Genomic DNA, 17,821 nt, shown 5'->3' with positions numbered 1-17,821 from the left:
CCGGCGGCGTTACCTGACGACCTGGACTTCGCCGACCGCTACCTGCACGTTGGTCTGCCGCACCTCGGTGAGCTGGCCGGCCTGTCCGCCGCCCTGCCAGTTGATCGTCCACGTCGAGGTCGCGGTCACCGGGAACTTGCCGCTTGGGGCACCGGCCGAGGTCTTGGAGTACACGTGTCCGCAGGTCGGGGACTCGGCCATATCCTGGGAAGACGTGTAGGGCGTGCCCGAGCCGTTGCAGGTCACCGAGGCACCGTCGCCCATAGTCCACACGATCTTCGACACCTTCGCGGTCGCGGTGACGGTGATCCCGCCCGCCGTGGCCGACGCGGTGTTCGGGCCATAGGTTGTGGCGCTCTGGTTGACCCACATCCATATCGGGACACCCACGGTGTACTTCCCGGCCGCGCGCGGGCTGGCAATGTCCGGACCGAGCAGCGTCATGGAGTCCACCGCACGCTGAGCCAGCACCCGGGGGTCCACTTGCGGCACCGGAGGCTGCCCCAGCGGCACGACGACAAAACCGTCAGGGTCGTTCTGACCGCCGTCCGTGCACCCGTAGAAGTACACGTCGTTCTTCTTGGGGTCGGCGCCCTTCCACCCCGGCCATGCGGCCGGAGGCTTCGGGTCCACCTTGGTGTACTTACACTCCACCTTGCCGTCGCCGCTGTCGCCGCCGCCCTGCGAGCCACCTGCCTGTCCGCCGCTTCCGCCGGTTTCATCACTGACGCCGACATCGACGCAGAACTTGATGACCTGGCACTTACCAGAACCGACGTCAGGAGCATCCCCGGCGTGTGCGATACCTGCCGAGGCCAGGGTGTAGGCGCCGGTAAGTACAGCGAGGCGGCGGATTAGCAGGCTTGCTCTTGAGCGGTCAACTCCGTGACCATCCACGTCTTCCCCCACTTTTCAAGCGTTGCGGTGCTGACGTATTTGATGAGCCGCGTCGAGGGCAGCGGGACTGGCTTCTTAGAGGCCTTGTCGATCAGGATCCAGTGCGTGGTGTCGATGCAGTCCGTCACTGTGGCCGTGGGGATCTTGCCGATGGTCACCTTCACGACCTTTGGATTGATCACTGGCTTGCCTGTGGTCACCTGTCCAGCCTTCCGCATGACCTCAAGGTCGTGCTCGATATCGAACAGGGCTCGCAAGGTGGTGCTCTTCTTCAGGTCGGTGCCCGCCAAGGAGGCCTTGCTGTAGGCCTTCGTCTGTGCGTCCCAGGAACTGTTGTACGACGCGAGGATGGCGGCCTCGTTGGCGTCGGCGGTGGAACTGGGGGACGGCGAGAGAGTCGTGGGGGTGGGGCTGGGCCTGGACGACGTGTCCGAGTCGCTGTCGCTACACCCGGCGAGTGCCAACAGACTGCTGGCGAGCAGCAGTGAGATTGCGTGCTTCTGGGTGCGAACGGCGGCAATCTTGTGCTCGGATGAGCGTCGTTGCGTAGCTGTCACGATGCCTCCCGTACGACGCGGTGCGGTCGACGCTGCTGCTGGCCTCCGGCATGCGGCAGCCGGCAACTGCGGCCTGTCCCAGCTGCTATAACGCGTTGCGTGATCGCTAGGTTACGCATATGCCAATCGCCTTCCCAACCGTTGCTTAACTTCACTCGTACAACTCCGCTTCCTTTCGGTCACTTTCGAAACTGGAAGTCGATGCGGTGCGGGGCGGGGCCGGGCAGGCCTCATTCGTGCCGCCGGATCGACGACCACGCCGTGATCACATCGCCGTCGAGGGTGACGTGCCGGTCAGGGAACGTGGCCGCGCAGCATGACCAGGTCGCCAACGTTGAAGTCGCTGCTCCCCCGGACCACGCAGGTACGCCTGACGCGCGTGACGGCCTGCGTCCGAATGGCCACTCTCCCTCGGCAACTGTTGCGATGTTGCCACTTCACCAAGAGTTTGAGGTATGTGACATCCCCTAACGTCGTGCATGCGCAGAGGTTTTACAGCCGAGTCTCCCTTGCGTGGAAGTAAACTAGATGTTCGCGACAGCAAATCTCAAGGGGGTTCGGGGGTAGTTGCAAGGCTGCGACATTTGTCTGCGCGCTCCGAGGGGCGGGGGCTGCGGTCGTGCGGCCGGGCGACGATCATTCGTATTCGTCCTTCGTCAGAGGTACGGCGGTGGCGGGGGAGCGTTCGGCGAGGAAGGCGGCGACACGGCCGATCTGCTCGGCTGCGCGGTCGGTGAGCTGATCCAGGGGGAGTGCTCCGGCGTTCGCGAGGGCGGCCTGCTCCAGCGCGGGAACCTGCTGCGGGCGGGCCTGAGCGGCGAAGACCGCGTCGAGATGGGGCCCGCGCAGTAGCACCGGCCCCACCCGGCGCCCGTGGACGTTCATGGACACGTAGTGCTCGAACCGCTCGATGGTGGCCACCCGGTCCGGGCTTGGGTCATCACCCCACTCGGCGGTGATCGGTGCGATCGCGGACTTCGATCCGGCGGTGGTGGCGAGCGTGGAGGAGTTCTGCACCAGGGACAGCCGCACCGACGAGGGAAGGCGTGCCAGCAGCTGGGTCATGCCGTGGACTTGGCACCTGTACTTCCGGAAGTCCTCGAACATGGCCGCGATGGTCTCCGGCGCCGCGCCAGTCAACGTGATCAGTTCGTCGAAGTACGGGCGGAACGGCACCCGCTTGGCTTCCGGGGTGTCACGTCGGGAGCGTACGGCCCGCAGCAGATCGCGGGCCAGCAGCGCAGTCACCAGCCGGTCGGTGGGCCCGTTGCCGCCCGGGCACACCCACACGACCATCCGCGAGTCCATCGCCGCGCGGATGTTGTAGACACCGACCGGCTGGCCGAGGAAGGCACGCGTGATGGGATTTGCGGCCAGCCGGGCGATCGGGTTGAGGACCACAGCGAACGCGTCCGGCGGCAAGGTCGGGAAGACCACCTGCCACCAGGACCGAGCCTCCTCGTCCAGGCGGTCGGCCACCGTGGCGAGCGCTGACTTACGGAACGCGGCATCCGTGAGCATCGCCCGCACGTGGAAGATCGTGGCCTGGTTCTCGGGGCGGCCGGCCTGACAGGCGGCCTCGTTGACGGCGACCAGGACGGCCAGCGCGGCGGTGAGGATGGTGATCGCCCGGGGTGCGGTCGCATCGTCCCAGGCCAGGGCGGAGGCGTAACCGTCGGTGATCGCCTCGACGACCTCGTGCGCCGTTTGTCCCTGGTGCATGCCGAGCGGATTCCATGAGCTCACCCGCGGGTTGGCGCCGAGGCCGTTGAGGTCGACGAGCGCGATCCGCCGCATGAGGGCGTCGTGCGCGAGGAACGTGGTGGCCCGGGGCCAGGAGTCACGGTGCGGGTCGACGAACAGCAGCCCGCCCCCGGCATGCGCCCAGCCGATCGCCTGCGCCAAAGCCCGCTCGGTCTTGCCGCCGCCGGCCTTGCCCACCCCAACCTCGAACAGTGTCTCCTGGGCGTAGGTGGCGACCAGGCGCTTGCGGCCGTCCGGGCCCCGGTAGATGCCCTGCAGCAGCAGCTCCGGATCGCCGAACTCAAACGTCGGCAGGTCCCCGGCGAGCACCGGCAGGCGGCAGTGCATGGTGGGCGGCTTGAGCAGGCCCGTCAGCTCTTCCAGCCTCACCCAGTTCGCGCGAGGTGGCTGGCAGTGCCCCAGGGTCCAGCGGCGCTCGAACCCACGCTTGGTGGGCCAGTGGTCGGCGCCGATTCGCCACGGTCCCAGCCGCCATCCGCGCATGGCCCACCTCGAGCGGCCGCCGAACACGTCCAGCGCGGCCTGGAGTTGTGCGAGCCGGGCCTGGGCGCGGCCCTCGGTGTTCGAGGCGCACATCACTAGCAGCTGAACCCGGACGAGGTGGTCGTCGTCGGCGAGCTTGCCCAGCGCCTCGGCCGGCTCCACCCGTCGGGGCACCGGCGGCATGACCAGCCGCCGTCCGGCGCCCGCAGCGGGCTTGTCGCTGAGCAGTTGTTGCAGCTGCCAGGTAAGGGAGTCCTCGATGCCGCTGGCGTCCTGCCGTAGCCAGCGCGCGGCCCGCTGGGCCTCACGGCGTTCGGAGCGGCGCGCGGCGCCCATCAGCTGCAGGCGGCGCGCCCGCAGTGCCCACTTGGGGGCGCGCTGGATGGCGAGCCGGATTTCGGCGAGGTCGCCGAGTTCGGCGCGCAGGTCGGATACGGCGTCGACGAGCGGCTGCAGCGGGTCTGGGGTGAGGGGCACCTCGCGCAGCGGAGCAGTGGGCTTGCCGCGCAGGATGAACTCCGCACGCACGGTGTGCGTCCGCGGCTCGTCAGCGATCGGCCGGGCCCGGTTGACGGTGACGTCCGGTCCGAAGGGGGTGATGGACAAAAGCCGCTGGCCGCCGGCCGGGCCCTCGATGCGGTAGCGCAGCGGACTGGAGCCGTCAGCACGCAGTCTGATCTGCACGGCCTTCGCCCGGCGGGGCGCCCACCAGGGCATGGCCGTGGAAGCGCGAGCGAGCTGCACGCCGCGGCGGAAGATCTCCTCCAGGCTCGGGGCGAAGTGCCGGTTGGACACCAGCTCCAGGGCCATCCGCTCGGCCGAGGCGTGCGCCGCGAGCCGGCGTACCACCAGCTCGCCCACGCCCCAGCAGACGGCGATGGCCAGGGCGAGCAGGTACCAGTGGTCGTAGAGCCAGTCGGCGGCGTCGACCAGGCCGAGTACCTGACCAGCGGCCGTGTCATCTGCCCGGTCCCTCAGGTACGGGGCTGCGGAGTCCACGTCGGTGCTCCCTTCTTGATAGTTCGGGTGAAGAACCAGTCGGTGATGCGCAGGTCGGTGAAGGTGCCGCCGTGGTCCATGCCGGCCCACACCAGGTGGACCACCGTCCTGTTCGGGCTGCCGTCGCGGCGGGCGATCGCGGCCTGGATGCGGAAGCGAGCGGTGGCGAACGCCGGGGCCACCGCTTGGCCTGAGTCGCCGAAGACGCCCGGCCACTTCTCGCGGCCGACTCCGGTGGCGTCCGCGCGCAGCAGCGCACGACCGGCGGTGAGCAACTCCCGCTGGTCGGCGGCGGGAAGGTCAGCGGGCCAGGCTGCCTCCAGGTTCCGCCGGATGGCCCAGTCGCCGGCCACACCCTCGCCGTGCGGCGGCAGAGCGGACTCGACGGCCGACGGCGTCGATGCAGCGGGTGCCGCGGAGGGAGCCGTGCCGACGGCCGGGTCGCTGGCGGGAAGCGGAGCAGCCGCCGATGACGAATCCGTGGCCGCATGCGCGGTCGAGGCCGGTGCTGGGGCCGTCGGCTCCTGACCGTGCGGCATACCCAGCAGAGCGACGCCCGCGACGGCGAGCAGGGCGGTGCTCAGCAACAGCAGGCGCGGTGAGCGCGGGGTGCTGGTCACAGCAGGCGCGCTCCCCCCGCATAGCCGGACACCGCGTTGACGGCGTCCAGGCGCACCACGGTGCCCGGTCGGGCGGCGTTGACCATCTGTCCGCTGCCCACGTAGATCCCGACGTGGTAGATCGTGGAATCGCGTCCGGGAGCGGTGGCGTAGAAGACGAGATCACCTGGCTTGAGCGCGCTTGTGCCGAGTCCGGCCGGGATCCGCTTGCCGACACCAGCCTGGGCGGCCGCGGTGCGGGGCAGGCTGATGCCGGCCCTCGCGTACGCGTACTGGGTCAGCCCGGAGCAATCGAAGCCCTTGATGTTCGCGCCGCTCTTGCCGCTGGGCGAGCAGCAGAACCCGTACGACTTGCCGTTCGCGTTGCCCCCGCCCCACGAGTAGGGGACACCGCGCTGAGAGAGCGCGGCCTCTATGACGGTGCGGACCTTGCCCTTGACGTTCTTCAGGTCCGGGTCTTTGGCGGCTGCCGTGTACTGATCGATCCATCCCAGCACGTTGGCGACGTACTCGCTCGAGTGGTTGTACTGCAGGGTTGCGGCCTTCAGATGCGACCGCTTCGTGAGGTCACTGCCGTTGCCGCACAGGTAGATCGCGGCGCCGAGCGCGGCGTCGTCGGCGTTGTGCGGGTCGGCGATCTTGTCACCGTTGGCGTCCTTGCCAATTCCCTCCCACGTGGAGGGCAGGAACTGAAAGGGACCGACGGCGCGCTCCCCGCTCGCCGTGCCGTCCCACTTGCCGCCATCCGCGTCGGAGAAAACGGTGGTGTTGCCGCCCTGGCCGGAGCCGTTGAGGAGCACCCCATAGATCTTCGGGCGGACATCGCCGTTGTCTGCAATGTTCCTGCCGATGGCGTGGTTGGACTCGACCTTCGCGATCCCGGCCAGGATCGGCCAGCGCATGCCCTGGCACTCGGGCACGTATTTTCCGACCTGCTGGACGGCCTTCTTGTAAGCGGCCAGCATCCGGCCAGGGATGTCCGCAGCGCTGCCCCCTTCGGCGATCCCGCCGTCGTCCTGTACACCCGTCTTCAGCGCGACGTACGAACTGATCGCATTCCCTACCGGTGCCGCACAGCACACGGCGGCGAACAGCAACAGCACCACCACGCATCCCCACAGCGCCGGGCGGCGCTGCTTCGGCCTCACTCGTCCTCACCGGCCTGTGTCTGCCTGGCCTGTTCCTGGCGCAGGCGCTCGGCGTCGGGCGCGGTCCTGCGCATCAGTTCCTGGAAGCGAGCCCGTGCCTCGTCATTGGTGCTGCTGTGAACGCCTCCACCTCCGGGAAGGACTGGCCGGGACCTGTTCCGCGCGGGATCTGCCGGAAGGCGAGGGCTGGTCCTCCTGGGCTGCATGCGTTGCGCCAGGTCAGGGTCGACTCTGGCGACCTGCTGGATGACTTCGCGTTGTAGTTCGGCAGGGTCGTCGAGCAGTTGCTGGAGCCGCTCGGGGGACGGCCCGGCGGAGGGCTGTGTTGTCGCGGCAGCGGCGGCCGCATGAGGAGTGGGTCCGCCGGATGCGGCCGGGTGCAGGCCAGTGACCGGTCGGGCGGCCGTCGTCGCGGACCTGGTGGTCGGCAGGCGCCGGCCGACGAACGGGCCCGGTCCGCCGCGGTCGTCCGAGCGTGCCTCGTGAAGGACTTGGGAGACGTGACGTCCGGTGTCCGCCCAGGCGCGGGCGTCCTCACGGAGGGTGTTGCCCCACACCCGTACCTGCTGGCGGGCGTCCTGGGAGAAACGCGAGCCTGCCGTCCGGGCCCGGCGGACGTTGGCCGGCATGCCGACGGTTGCCCCGTAGGCGGTGCGGGCACCGCGGTGCAGGATGCGATAGCCGCGCAGGCGGACCAGCCGGTTGTGGGCGCGTGTGGACAGCAGAGTGCGGTCGCCGTTCTCGTCGTGCAGCACTCTCCCGGAGGCGCGGTCGATGATCTGGCCGTCGACGCTGCGGTAACGGTCGGGCGGGCCGCCGGGCCTGTGTGGTCCGCCCCCTGCCGCGGCCGGTCCGCCGGCCGCCGGGCCACCCCCGGGAGGCGGATCGCCGTCGGCGGTGGGCTTGCGCCACTTGGCCAGTCGCTCGTTGTCGGGGCGCTTGCCGATGAGCAGCCAGTGCGCACCCTTCACGCCGAGCCGTGCCCCCAATCCGCCCACGGCAGCCGCCGCGGTGAGCGGGGCCAGCCCGCGGCCGGCCTCGGCGGTGGCGTCCGTGAGCATCCTGCCGGTGTCCACGGGCAGACCCGCTCCGTCGAACATGCTGGTGAGGGCACTCATGAGCCGGTGGCGGGTGCCGAGCAGCCCGTACAGGCCGCCGCCGGTGAAGGCGCGCAGCCCGCCACCGTACCCGCCCAAGGCCGCGGGGGAGTTCATGGCGAGAGCGGCGCCCAGCTCGGAGGTGTCGCCGGGCAGGTGGGTGCCGCCGACCTTGGCGTAGCGCATCCGCAGCGCCATGCGCTGGCCGAAGGACGTGATGCCGGTGAGCAGTCGGCGGTGTCCGGCAGCGCCGGCGATGGCGAGGACGTCGAGCAGCAGGATCCGCTCGACCATCAAGTCGGGGCCGTGGGTGATGGTGGCGTCCACGGCGATGCCGAAGAACGGCACGAACGCGCACACGCCGACCAGGGTGAGGATCGCAATCCCCCACAGCGACAGCCACTTCCATACCGACTGGCGTGCGGGCCCGGGCAGCATGCCGGCAATGAAGGTGACGCCGCCTGCGGCGGCGGCCGCCGCGCAGATGCCCTGAGTGCTGAGCATCACGATGGCGCTGGACAGGAGCAAGCCGCAGATGAACAGTGCCGCGATGACGAGCAGGGCGGCGCCGCCGACCCGCCACCAGGTGGGCTTTTCGGCGTACGTGGCGCACGCTTTACCGACGGGGCCGGCTCTCTTCATGTCTGCGAGGAAGGCCGCGAACTCCCTGTCCTCGTCGCTGACGATGGCATTCGAGGCATCCAGCAGTTGCCCGCCTGGAGTCAGGGACGGCAGTGTGTTGCTGCCGGGCGCACTGTGGGTGTCGCGTTCGCAGTACTTCTTGGCCTCGCCACGGATGAGACTGCACGCATCCTTCTTTTCCTTCCGCTCTTCGCAGTACTTCCGTGCGGGCGGTGCCAGCAGGTCGCACCCGCTGTCGCCGTCGTCGCCCCCGGAAGCCTTGTAACCACCACTGATCCACTTCAGATGGACGGCGTAGGCCTTGCGGTCGGATGACTTGGCCGGGTCGAGGACGCGACCGTACTCAAGCAGCATGTACGGCTTGACGATCAGGGCGTTGGTGATTGAGTCTTGGATCGGCCGGGTCACCTCCTGGGCGGAGACGGGGCCCTGTCCCAGCCGCTGAAGGCATTTGAGTTCGGCGTTGCCCGCCAGACCGTCGCAGGGGCCCTTGCTGGCGATCTTCCCGCCCCAGTCGTAGGCGTTGACCGACTGCTGCGCGACCTCGGCGGCCACCTGCTGGCCTTGGCCAAGCGGTCCGGCCTGGGCGAGCAGATAGTCCGGGCGGACGAATGCGGAAGCAGCGAACGCCGCGATCAGTAGGGTCAGGAAGATCTCGCCCAGACCGCGACTCACCCGGCCCCGCACGATCATGAAACCGGCGAACACGAACGCCCAGGCCAGCAACAGACCCTTCAGCCCCAGCGTGTCGACGACCACACTGTTGTAGGTGTCAGCGACCCTCTGCGCTGGCCGGATCAAGATCTTCAGCAGCGGGAACCGGAAGGCCAGCTCGATGGCCCATCCGGCCAGCCCCACCAGCAGCCGGATCAGCGCGAACAAACCGGACAGGGCGAAGGCCAGCGCCTGCGTCTTGAAGTCGATGATGGAGCCGCCTTCGGCACTCAGCTCGTAGCCGTTGATTGGTACCCCTTCGGAAGAGGTGATGTTCAGCGGTGCGAGCAGGTCACCGGTCTCGCTGTTGCTGCTGGCCGCATACACGACCTGGCTGTTGACCAGGACAAACACGCCGGTGAGCAGCACGACGAAGCCAGCCGAACGCAGGGTCGCGCGGTCTGGGCGGAACACTTCAGCGCCTCCCTTGACTTGCGGCGCTCCGCGCCCGCGACGCCACCAGGGCAGCCGCACCCGCACCAGCGGGCACCAGCCTCCACGCTGCACCCGCCACGTCCGGCCGCTCTGCGGAGGCGGTTGTGCTGGAGCCGCGCTGGCAGTACGCCTTGGCCAGGCTGACGATCAAGGCGCAGGGGTAGTGGGGCGCGGCGCGGGTGCCGACGACGAAGGCCTGTCCGGTATGCGGCCACCACGCGTCCAGCACGCCCATCCCGAGGGCGACGATGACCGCGCCTGCAATAACGGCGATCACGGAGAGGACGCTCGCGGCCGCTGCGATGCGGCGGGAGCGGTCCCAGGGAGACGTGGTCATCAGACGTGCTCCTTCGAACGCGCGTCCACGGCCTCACCGGCGAGCGGCTCAGTTGCTGAGGGCCGTGCAGCGCTCGGACGGCGTCCCGGCGTGGTGGTGATGGAGGTAGTGATGCGCGGGATGCGGGGGATGGAGACCTTGATACGGCCGGTGTTCTGCCGCGGGCAGGTCAGCAGGAATTCGCCCTCTCGGCCCTTCTGACCCACGGGAGACAGGCCAGTGGTCACCAGCCGCAAAAGCTCTGGGTCGTTTGGGTCGAGCCCGACGAACTCCAGCCCGCGGCGAGCCCGCTCGCGGTCAGCCGTGCGGGCGAGCGCGCGGTACGCCATCAGTCCGCGGTCGGGGCCGAGTTCCTCGGCGTCGTGTGAGCCCGCCAGGAGCCCGGCGCCGTGCTTGCGCCCGTCGTGGAGGATCTCGTGAACCAGGGCGGTTCCCTCGGCAGAGGAGGTCAGCCAGTACAGCTCGTCCAGGACCACCTGGGTGAACCGCTCGGGGTCCTCGAACGCGGTCTGCCGGGCGATCGCGGCAATCAGGTAGAGGACCGCGCGGCCGATCAGCGTCTCCAGCGGCTGCTGGTGCAGCACTTCGGGCTTATCGAACGCGGCCTTGGGAGGCAGCTTGAGACCGGTCGTGGTGATCACGATCATGTCGGTGGTGCTGGAGGCGTCCAGCCGCACCGGCGGGAGCGTCGGGTCGAAGACCATCCGGGCCAGGGAGTTGGTGGCAACGACGCGGATGAGGCCGGCGAGGGTGGAGGCCGCGTCCTTCCGCTTGCCCACCTCGTGCGTGGCCATCTCCTCGAGGACCTCCAAGACGCGGTGCATGGACGGCTTCGGTCCGGCGGCGGCCTGCTCGACGGCATGGTGGAGGACCTCGCCGCTGGTGCTCATCGGGCCGATACCGAGCTGGAGGGTGAGGTAGGACAGGGCGTAGTGCCGTCCCTCGGGCCCGCCGAACATGCGTAGCGGGTCGATGGAGACTTCGGCCTGGGCGGCGTCGATGATCTGGGCGCGGGCCTTGGCCGCGGTGCGAGCGAAGGTGGCCCACTCACGGACGGGGGTGCGGTCGATGCAGATCGCGCAGCCGCCGCGCGCCCACACCGCCTCCGTGATCAGCTTCTGCAGGACGCTCTTGCCCGCGCCGAGATCCCCGACGATCCCCATCGAGGCGGACGCGTCGACCTTGGGCGCATCTGCCACGTTGATCATCACGGGACGGGTGGTGCCGCTGTCCAGGTCGATGCCGAGGAACATGCCGTTGGGGTCGCCGACCTCGCCCACGGTGAAGGCGCCGCCCAACGCCCAGTCCTCGCTGATCTGGTGCTGGGTGAACTCCCGCACCACGCCCGGGCGTACGGTGCCGGGTAGGCCCAGGGTGAACAGGGCCTCCTGCAGGCCGGCCGGGCGCACCGCGCGGTAGTCAGCGCCGGCGAGCAGTGCGGCCAGGGCGCGGGCCCGGGCGTCGCAGACGGCGGCGGTCGGCCCCCACACCGTCAGTGCGGTCACGGACTGCACCTCAACCTCGACCGACGTGCGGGACAGACGGGCATCCAGCTCGCCCAGGTCGCGGGCGGCCTCGGTCAGCGAGGCGGGCATGCCGGTGGGGCGGGCGTCGTACTGGTCGGCCTGGTCGATCAGTTCGTTCTTCTTGCGCCGCACCTGCTCGCGTGCCTTCTCCGCGGGCACGAGAGTCAGGTCGATGGTGTAGTCGACCGGAAAGTCGAGCATCTCCAGCTGGGCGAACAGGTCCGCGGCGTCCTGGCTGACCGCGGGCGGGCACTCGGCCAGCGCCAACTGCGCCTGGTAGCCGACTCCTGCGTCGGACTCGACCTGCAGCCAGCGCCGTCCCAGCGGCGAGCCGGTGTTCACCCGCCACCAGGCCTTGCGGCCCGACCGGGTGATCCGGCCCGCGGTCTTGAGGTCGTCGACGTCGTCGAGGTCGGGGTCGATGCCGCCTTCCTGCAGGCGGACCTGGCCCAGGTCGGCGTAGCTGGGGGAGCGCAGCACGCCGTCCCGGATCTGCCCGCCGTACAACTCGCTGGTCTCGGCCTCGGCAAGCAGGGGCTCGGCAAGACCGCGGTGGAGCGCGTGCTGGATCATCCACACGATTTCCGCCGGGCGGGCGGGGCGGAAGGCGATGCCGCCGGCGAGCGCGGCCTCCACCCGGGAGGCCTGCTCGCGGTATGCGGTCACCTCGCGCCGCGCCACCGGCGCCGGGCGCATGCCCAGCATCGGAGCGACCTCGGCCCACGCCGCACCAAGAGACGCCGACATCTGCAGTCCGCCGGTCTCGGTCTGCAGGGGCACGGCCAGCCACAGGGTGCGGTGGTGCATCTCCTGGTCGTCCAGCAGTTCCAGGGTGGCTTCGACGTTCTCTACCCACGGGTGCCAGCCCGCACCGGGCGCCTGCTCGGCCGGCTCGATGCCCTCGATCATCTTCAGGGCGATCTCACCCGGATCGACCTGCGCGCACATGCCGAAGAGCCGCGGGGCCCCGGACAGGGAGCGCACCAGATGTGTGACCTTGGCGAGCTGTTCGTCGCGGACCGCGGCGGGTACGTACGTGCCCTGAACGGTCTCCTCACGCTGGCCCTGCGCGTCCGGGCCAGGGTGCAGGCGGTAGACAGCCCACACGCTGCCGTGCGTCGACCACACGAGGTGCCCGGCGATGTGACGGATTGGAACCCTCACCGCGCACCCCCCTGCTGGGCGAGCGCGAGCAGCTGCTGCACACCAGAGACCGGCCCCGCGGGCATGACAGGAGCAACCGGCTCCGTGGGGCGGCGCGCGGACGAGCGACCGGCGGCCGTCCGCGCAAGCGCCGCCCGAGAGGCAGCACTCTGCCGAGTCGCAGAGGATGGTCTGGCCTTCACCGCCGGGTCCAGCGCGGGCGCGCCCTCGATCGTGAAGCCGCCGAGCAGCGGGCGGGCAGCGCGGTCACGGGCCGCCCGCCCACCGATCCGCCCGCCCTTCGGCTGCCAGCCGAGCAGCACCCAGCCCAATGCGGCCTGCATCGGCGCACGGCCCCGGATCTTCGGCCGACGTACCGCCCAGATCGCCGGCAGCCACGCGACGATGGGGACCGGGCCCATCCACGACCACCAGCTGATGGTCTTGATCAGGAGGAAACCGCCGCCGACGGCGACCGCGATCTGCGCGGGCGTGTAGGGGCCGAGCGGGATCTTCCAGTCGGCGACCTTGCCCAGCACCCATGGGTGGCGTCGGGCGGCGGTGTAGAAGCGGCCCACCCGCGCCGCTGCCGCGGTCACAGCCAGCCCCCGACGCCCCGCGAGTGGTCACGAGAGGACGGGAGTTCGGACTGAACGACGCCGGGGACGACGGGTGCGCCCTTGGCCGGGTTCTTCACCTCGTCCTCGAACATGTTCGCGAGACTCTCGCGGGAGTTGTACAGCCCAAGCGCGATGATCATCAGCAGCAGGGCGCCGATCCCCGCCTTGAGACTGAACTTCTGGATCATGATGACGACGACGAGGCAGACGAGACCGGCCTGCAGACCCTTGGTCGCCCACTCCTTGAACATGTTGATCCACGAGTCGCCGAGGTCGTTGAGCTGCCCGGCGAGCACCAGGCTGTGCATCGTGTTCACCGGACACCCCCGCCCTGAGCGGTTCCGGACTGAAGCGCGGCGACTTCCCACCGGCCGGAGCGGGCCTTGAGCGTGAGCTCGTACGCCAGCGGCCACCGACCACCGGCGTCCCGGGCTTCCACCCGGACGAGGACCCGCACCGCCGTGCCGTCGGCCGGCACCTTCTCGGCGGCCGCGTCTTCCTCGACCGCGGACACCTGCTCGACGGAGACCGCCGTGTACGGGGCGGGGGAGACGGCCGACATCTGCACACCGGGCGCGAGGTAGCGGTCGACCTCGCCGGCACCGGTCAGGTAGGCGGCGAGGAACTCCCCTACGGCTGAGGACAGCTCACCCTCCGGGACGTTCACGCCGTACGGCGACTTCGGCACCTCGGCCCGGCCCGGGCCGGCCACCACGCCGGGCGCGCCGGTCACCGTGAACGAGGCACCCGAGGCGTCGGCGGCCACCGGCACCGTGTAGTAGCGCACCGTTCCGTTGGCGTACTGCGCAGCCACCGTCACCGACCACGCGCCGTCCGCGCGCTGCGCACTGCGCACCGCGGTCACGGACGCAGGCCGCGACTGCGCACCCGCTGCCGGGTTGGGCAGCTCGACGTCCGGCGCCATCGACTGCGCAAGCCGCGCCTGCGCAGTCGTCGCGTCATCGGCGCTGCTGCGCAGCCACGCGCTGACGAACAACTGCGCATAGCCGGCCGGGTTGGCGGCGGCCGCCGCGGTGCGCACGGCGGTGGGCTTGGCCGGAGTAGCCGCCTCGACCGTGGTCGGGGTGGAGGCGACGGCGACGGCCAGGGCGACGGGGCCGGCCGCGATGACCGTCCAGACCGCCAAGCGCGAGAGCCGGACGCGGCGCCGCATCGCCTCCAGCCGGGCGCCACCCGCCATCGGAGCAGCAGCCTCGCTCTGTGAGGCCTGCTTGCCAGGAGACATGGTCAAACTCCCAGGTCAGAACGTGTGATTGCTGACCTTGAGAAAACCCGCCGACCCCGACCCGACCACCAACCACGAGACCCCGACCACGGTCACGATGGGGACACGAAGCCCGTGGTCGGGGTCATGGTCGGCCCGACCACAGACCCGACCATGGAGCCAACCTGGGTTTGTGGGCGCTCACCGCGTCATCCGCGGGCATCCCGCCGACGGATGCGCTGGCGCCCGTCTGCCGCACCCGGCCGGCGCCGTACGCGAGCGCGCAGAAGGACACCACCAGACCCGCGGGGGCAGCCTGCGCATCGGCACACCCGACCCTGCGCAACAGGACATCGGGATCCGCGGGCCGTACTGCGCACCCGCGGCACACAACCCGACTGCGCACGACCCTCGATCGGTTGCGCAGGCCGATTGCGCAACGCCCACGAAGGCTGCGCAATCGGGGCTGCGCAACGACTGCGCACCGTGCTGGCACGGCGTGGTCGGCCCGACCACGGCAGCTAGAAGGCTGCGTTGCCGGATCGTGACCGATGGTCGGGGCTCATGGCCGTCAGCCTGGTCGGGGCCGGCGGATGAGCTGACGGCATGGAACGCACGTACGCCTCCGCCTTCGCGCCCACCGGCCGTCCCACCCCGGCGGGCACGGTGCGCTGCCGTGGCCACCGCACGCGGCCTGCATACCGGACGGCGCGATGAGCGGCTTCGGATCCGGGGTCCGCCGCGGCGTGATGGCGGCCGATCAGTTCACGCAGATCGCCAACGGGTTGTTCCGCGACAGCCGCATCTCGTACCGAGCGAAGGGCCTCTTCGGCTACATCAGCACCCACCGTAACGGATGGCTGGTGACCATCGCCGCCCTCGTCGCCCTGGGCCCCGACGGGCGAGACGCGGTGCGGGCAGGACTGAACGAGCTGGAGAAGTTCGGTTACCTGGTCCGCGATCGAGTGCGCCGCCCCAACGGCACCCTCGGAGAGATCGTCTACAGCATCACCGACCGTCCCGCCGCTCCGGACGTTCCCCCGATCGACCCAGCATCCACCTTCCGGGAAGCCGGCAGCGACACCGACTTCGGCGCGGGCATCCGCCGCGGGGTGATGGCCGGAGACCAGTTCACGCAGATCGCCAACGCGCTGTTTAGGGACAGCCGGATCTCCTTCAAGGCGAAGGGACTGTTCGGCTACATCAGCACCCACCGGGACGGCTGGCAGATCACCGTCGCCAACCTGGCGCGACACGGCCGCGAACGCGTCGACGCGGTGACCACCGGCCTGGAGGAACTGGAGCACCACGGATTCCTGCTGCGCGACCGGGACCGCAACCCCGACGGCACGCTCGGGCAGGCCCTGTACTTCATCACCGACCTGCCCGCCCTGCAAAACCCCAGCTCACAACCAGAGTCGGGTTATCCAGGATTGGCTGAGCCAGTGTTGGCTGATCCCGGCACTAAGAACACCATCGTTAAGAAGACCAACAAGCAGAAGACCAACCCCCTCCGTCCGTGCGATCGCGGCGACGCCACGCGCACGAACGCACGGACGGCCCCCTCGCACGCGACAACGTCGCCGAAGCCACCGCCTCCGGCGGACGAGATGCACGCGGGGATCCGGCTGCTGCTGGACATCGGGGCGAGCCGTCCCGAACTGCTGCTGACCGGGCCGGCACTGACTGATCAAGGCCGCGTGGCGACCGTGATGCTGGAGGCCGGCTGGAGTCCCGAGCAGCTGCGCCACGTCATCACCGACCGGCCGCTGCCGAACCCGGTGCGCACCTCCATCGGCGCGATCATCGCCGCCCGGCTCCGCGCCGCCCAGGCCTACCCGCCGCCCGCCACCGCCGCCCGCCCCGCCGCGGCCCCGCTGGACGAACCGTTCGCGGAGGCAACCAGGTCATCGACAGCGGCCGCCGCCCGCTCCGTGACCCAAGCCCTCGCCTACCGGGCCCTCGTCGAGTGCGCCGGCTGCGGCGTGCCCGCCACCGCCCCCGGCGAAGACCTCTGCCCCACCTGCCTCGGCTGGCCGCTGTGCCGCACCTGCCCCGGCCCGACTCGTAAGCGAGCCCACCCCGACGGCGACGGCCGCTGCACGACGTGCGCCTCCGCCTGACCGACCAACCGGAAGGACAGCCCGTGACCGACACTCGCCGCACACCATCGCCACCCGGCTTCGCCCAGCACCTGCACCCCTTCGCGGCTGCCCCGGGCCGGTGGGAGGCGGAACACGCACGCGCCCTGCGAACCGGCCACGTCCGCGACCACACCTGCACAGCCGAGTGCGAACCCGTGCTCGTCTACGAGCGCACCCGGTGGGGCTGGCTCGCCTGGACGGTCCCAGGCGACGGTTCACGGCCTGAACTCCCCCACCAGATCGGAGTCCTCACCCCATCGGCCACACCCACGCAGCGCATGGCCCTGCGCTGGCTGACCAGGCGCTCCGCCCGGCGCATCGGCCTGGCCCCCGGCATCCGCGCCTCGCTGCGCTTCGGCACCGTCGCGGTCGCATTCTTCAGCCTGGTCGCCGGCCTGTTCGCCATGGCCGATGGCATCCCCGCCGACGTCGCCCTGCCAGCGATCTTGCTCGCTCCGCTGCTCGCCGAACACCTGCCGGCCACGCTGGACGCCCGGGCCCGCGAACACGTCCGCAGCGTCGAAGGTGCCAGCGCCTGCCGCTACCTCCAGCGCCTCGCCGCCCTGCACACCTGCCTCATCCAGGCCGCCGCCGGCAGCGACCGCTACGAACTGCGCCGGTCGGCCGAGATCGGCCAGCACCTGCTGTGGGACGCCGCCGACATGCTGCAGACGCAAGACACACGCTCGGCCTCATGCGCACTCATCACCTGCGAACGGCTGATGCTCCAGCTCGCCGACCAGGTCGCCCGGATCCTCAAGCACGCACCCGCCCAGGCCCGGCCGGACCACGCGGACCAGGCCCGCAAACCGGGGCGGCCGCCTGGCGCCCGGTCGACGACATTGCCAGCACCTCAGCACACGCCCGGCACCTCACCACCGGAGGGAGCACTCGTCATGCCCGGACCCAACACCGCCGCCCGCACCTCAGCGGTCTACCTGCTCTTCGCACACGAGCCCTACTACCCCGGCCCCGGTACACAGGAGATCAACACCACCCTCGTTGCCGCCGACACCCTGCTCCATCCGCAGGTACTCCAGCCCGACGGCACTCGGATCCACGCCCTTCTCACCCAAGGACGGCGGCCGGGCGAGATCATCCCGCTGGCCACCCTTACCCACGAACTGAACGGCGGCGCCGACTGGCCGACGGTCGGCGACTGGGAGAGCGTCACCGTCGACCTGGTGCACCTGGTGAAGACACAGATGTGCGATGCCCTCAGCCTCGGGCTCCCCGAAGTCGCCCGGGCCCTGATCTGCACCGGCCCCGAGAGCCAGGTGCGCGCTTTCGACGCTGCAGCAGGGGAGTTCACCGTCTACGGACCGGCCGACCGCACCAAGGTCCTGACCGAGGTCGGCATGTTCCTCACCGGCCTCGCGGCCGAGCAACCCTTCTGGCCGGGCGACGGACTCCTGCCGCCGCTGTGCCAGAGCGTCTGACAGCAACGTCGGAGCAGAACGCTGATCAAGG

At 70.2% G+C, this 17,821-nt stretch carries 13 protein-coding genes; 2 read left to right on the top strand and 11 right to left on the bottom strand.

The window, feature by feature from the left end; all coding sequences use genetic code 11:
• Window positions 1-9: 9 nt before the first annotated feature.
• The 11 genes from IE294_RS32035 to IE294_RS31985 form a co-directional block, all read right to left on the bottom strand.
• On the bottom strand, window positions 10-909 hold the full coding sequence (locus IE294_RS32035) for an ATP/GTP-binding protein (RefSeq protein ID WP_229917465.1): 900 nt from the start codon (window positions 907-909) through the stop codon (window positions 10-12).
• Entirely contained in the window at window positions 855-1,454 is a 600-nt protein-coding gene (locus IE294_RS32030) for a hypothetical protein (protein ID WP_189891870.1), read from the bottom strand. Before IE294_RS32030 ends, IE294_RS32035 begins: the two co-directional genes overlap by 55 nt.
• A 636-nt stretch (window positions 1,455-2,090) precedes the next feature.
• Window positions 2,091-4,700 (bottom strand): ATP/GTP-binding protein, encoded by a 2,610-nt coding sequence (locus IE294_RS32025; RefSeq protein ID WP_189891868.1) that lies wholly within the window; start codon window positions 4,698-4,700, stop codon window positions 2,091-2,093.
• A complete protein-coding gene (locus tag IE294_RS32020; protein WP_189891866.1) occupies window positions 4,676-5,320 on the bottom strand; it encodes a hypothetical protein in 645 nt (214 codons plus the stop codon). Before IE294_RS32020 ends, IE294_RS32025 begins: the two co-directional genes overlap by 25 nt.
• Window positions 5,317-6,426 carry a C40 family peptidase gene (locus IE294_RS32015; RefSeq protein WP_229917464.1) on the bottom strand — a complete coding sequence of 370 codons (1,110 nt, stop codon included), beginning with the start codon at window positions 6,424-6,426 and terminating at the stop codon, window positions 5,317-5,319. The genes IE294_RS32020 and IE294_RS32015 overlap by 4 nt, the downstream gene beginning before the upstream one ends.
• Window positions 6,427-6,464: 38 nt before the next feature.
• Window positions 6,465-9,335 carry a hypothetical protein gene (locus tag IE294_RS32010; protein WP_189891993.1) on the bottom strand — a complete coding sequence of 957 codons (2,871 nt, stop codon included), beginning with the start codon at window positions 9,333-9,335 and terminating at the stop codon, window positions 6,465-6,467.
• 1 nt (window position 9,336) lies between these two features.
• Window positions 9,337-9,693 carry a hypothetical protein gene (locus IE294_RS32005; RefSeq protein WP_189891863.1) on the bottom strand — a complete coding sequence of 119 codons (357 nt, stop codon included), beginning with the start codon at window positions 9,691-9,693 and terminating at the stop codon, window positions 9,337-9,339.
• The gene (locus IE294_RS32000; protein ID WP_189891861.1) at window positions 9,693-12,383 is read right to left on the bottom strand and encodes an ATP-binding protein; all 2,691 of its coding nucleotides are present in this window, start codon (window positions 12,381-12,383) and stop codon (window positions 9,693-9,695) included. Before IE294_RS32000 ends, IE294_RS32005 begins: the two co-directional genes overlap by 1 nt.
• The gene (locus IE294_RS31995) at window positions 12,380-12,961 is read right to left on the bottom strand and encodes a hypothetical protein (RefSeq protein WP_189891859.1); all 582 of its coding nucleotides are present in this window, start codon (window positions 12,959-12,961) and stop codon (window positions 12,380-12,382) included. Before IE294_RS31995 ends, IE294_RS32000 begins: the two co-directional genes overlap by 4 nt.
• Window positions 12,958-13,299, bottom strand: a complete 342-nt coding sequence (locus IE294_RS31990; protein ID WP_189891857.1) for a hypothetical protein — start codon at window positions 13,297-13,299, stop codon at window positions 12,958-12,960. The genes IE294_RS31995 and IE294_RS31990 overlap by 4 nt, the downstream gene beginning before the upstream one ends.
• Entirely contained in the window at window positions 13,296-14,228 is a 933-nt protein-coding gene (locus IE294_RS31985) for a conjugal transfer protein (RefSeq protein WP_189891856.1), read from the bottom strand. Before IE294_RS31985 ends, IE294_RS31990 begins: the two co-directional genes overlap by 4 nt.
• 692 nt (window positions 14,229-14,920) lie before the next feature.
• Between IE294_RS31985 and IE294_RS31980 the strand changes: the two genes are divergently transcribed.
• Both IE294_RS31980 and IE294_RS47975 read left to right on the top strand, forming a co-directional pair.
• Window positions 14,921-16,330, top strand: a complete 1,410-nt coding sequence (locus IE294_RS31980; protein ID WP_189891854.1) for a hypothetical protein — start codon at window positions 14,921-14,923, stop codon at window positions 16,328-16,330.
• A 23-nt stretch (window positions 16,331-16,353) separates the two neighbouring features.
• On the top strand, window positions 16,354-17,790 hold the full coding sequence (locus tag IE294_RS47975) for a hypothetical protein (RefSeq protein ID WP_229917463.1): 1,437 nt from the start codon (window positions 16,354-16,356) through the stop codon (window positions 17,788-17,790).
• Window positions 17,791-17,821 lie beyond the last annotated feature (31 nt).

This window comes from Streptomyces canarius, from assembly GCF_014650735.1.
Classification (GTDB): Bacteria; Actinomycetota; Actinomycetes; order Streptomycetales; family Streptomycetaceae; genus Streptomyces; species Streptomyces olivaceoviridis.
Note: the sequence above shows the minus strand (reverse complement) of the source record. Positions and strands in the feature narration are given on the sequence as shown.

Excerpts from the sequence above, each read along its gene's own strand:
- IE294_RS32005 (WP_189891863.1), bottom strand. The coding sequence starts at position 9,693 with ATGACCACGTCTCCCTGGGACCGCTCCCGCCGCATCGCAGCGGCCGCG.
- IE294_RS31985 (WP_189891856.1), bottom strand. The coding sequence starts at position 14,228 with ATGTCTCCTGGCAAGCAGGCCTCACAGAGCGAGGCTGCTGCTCCGATG.
- IE294_RS31980 (WP_189891854.1), top strand. The coding sequence starts at position 14,921 with ATGAGCGGCTTCGGATCCGGGGTCCGCCGCGGCGTGATGGCGGCCGAT.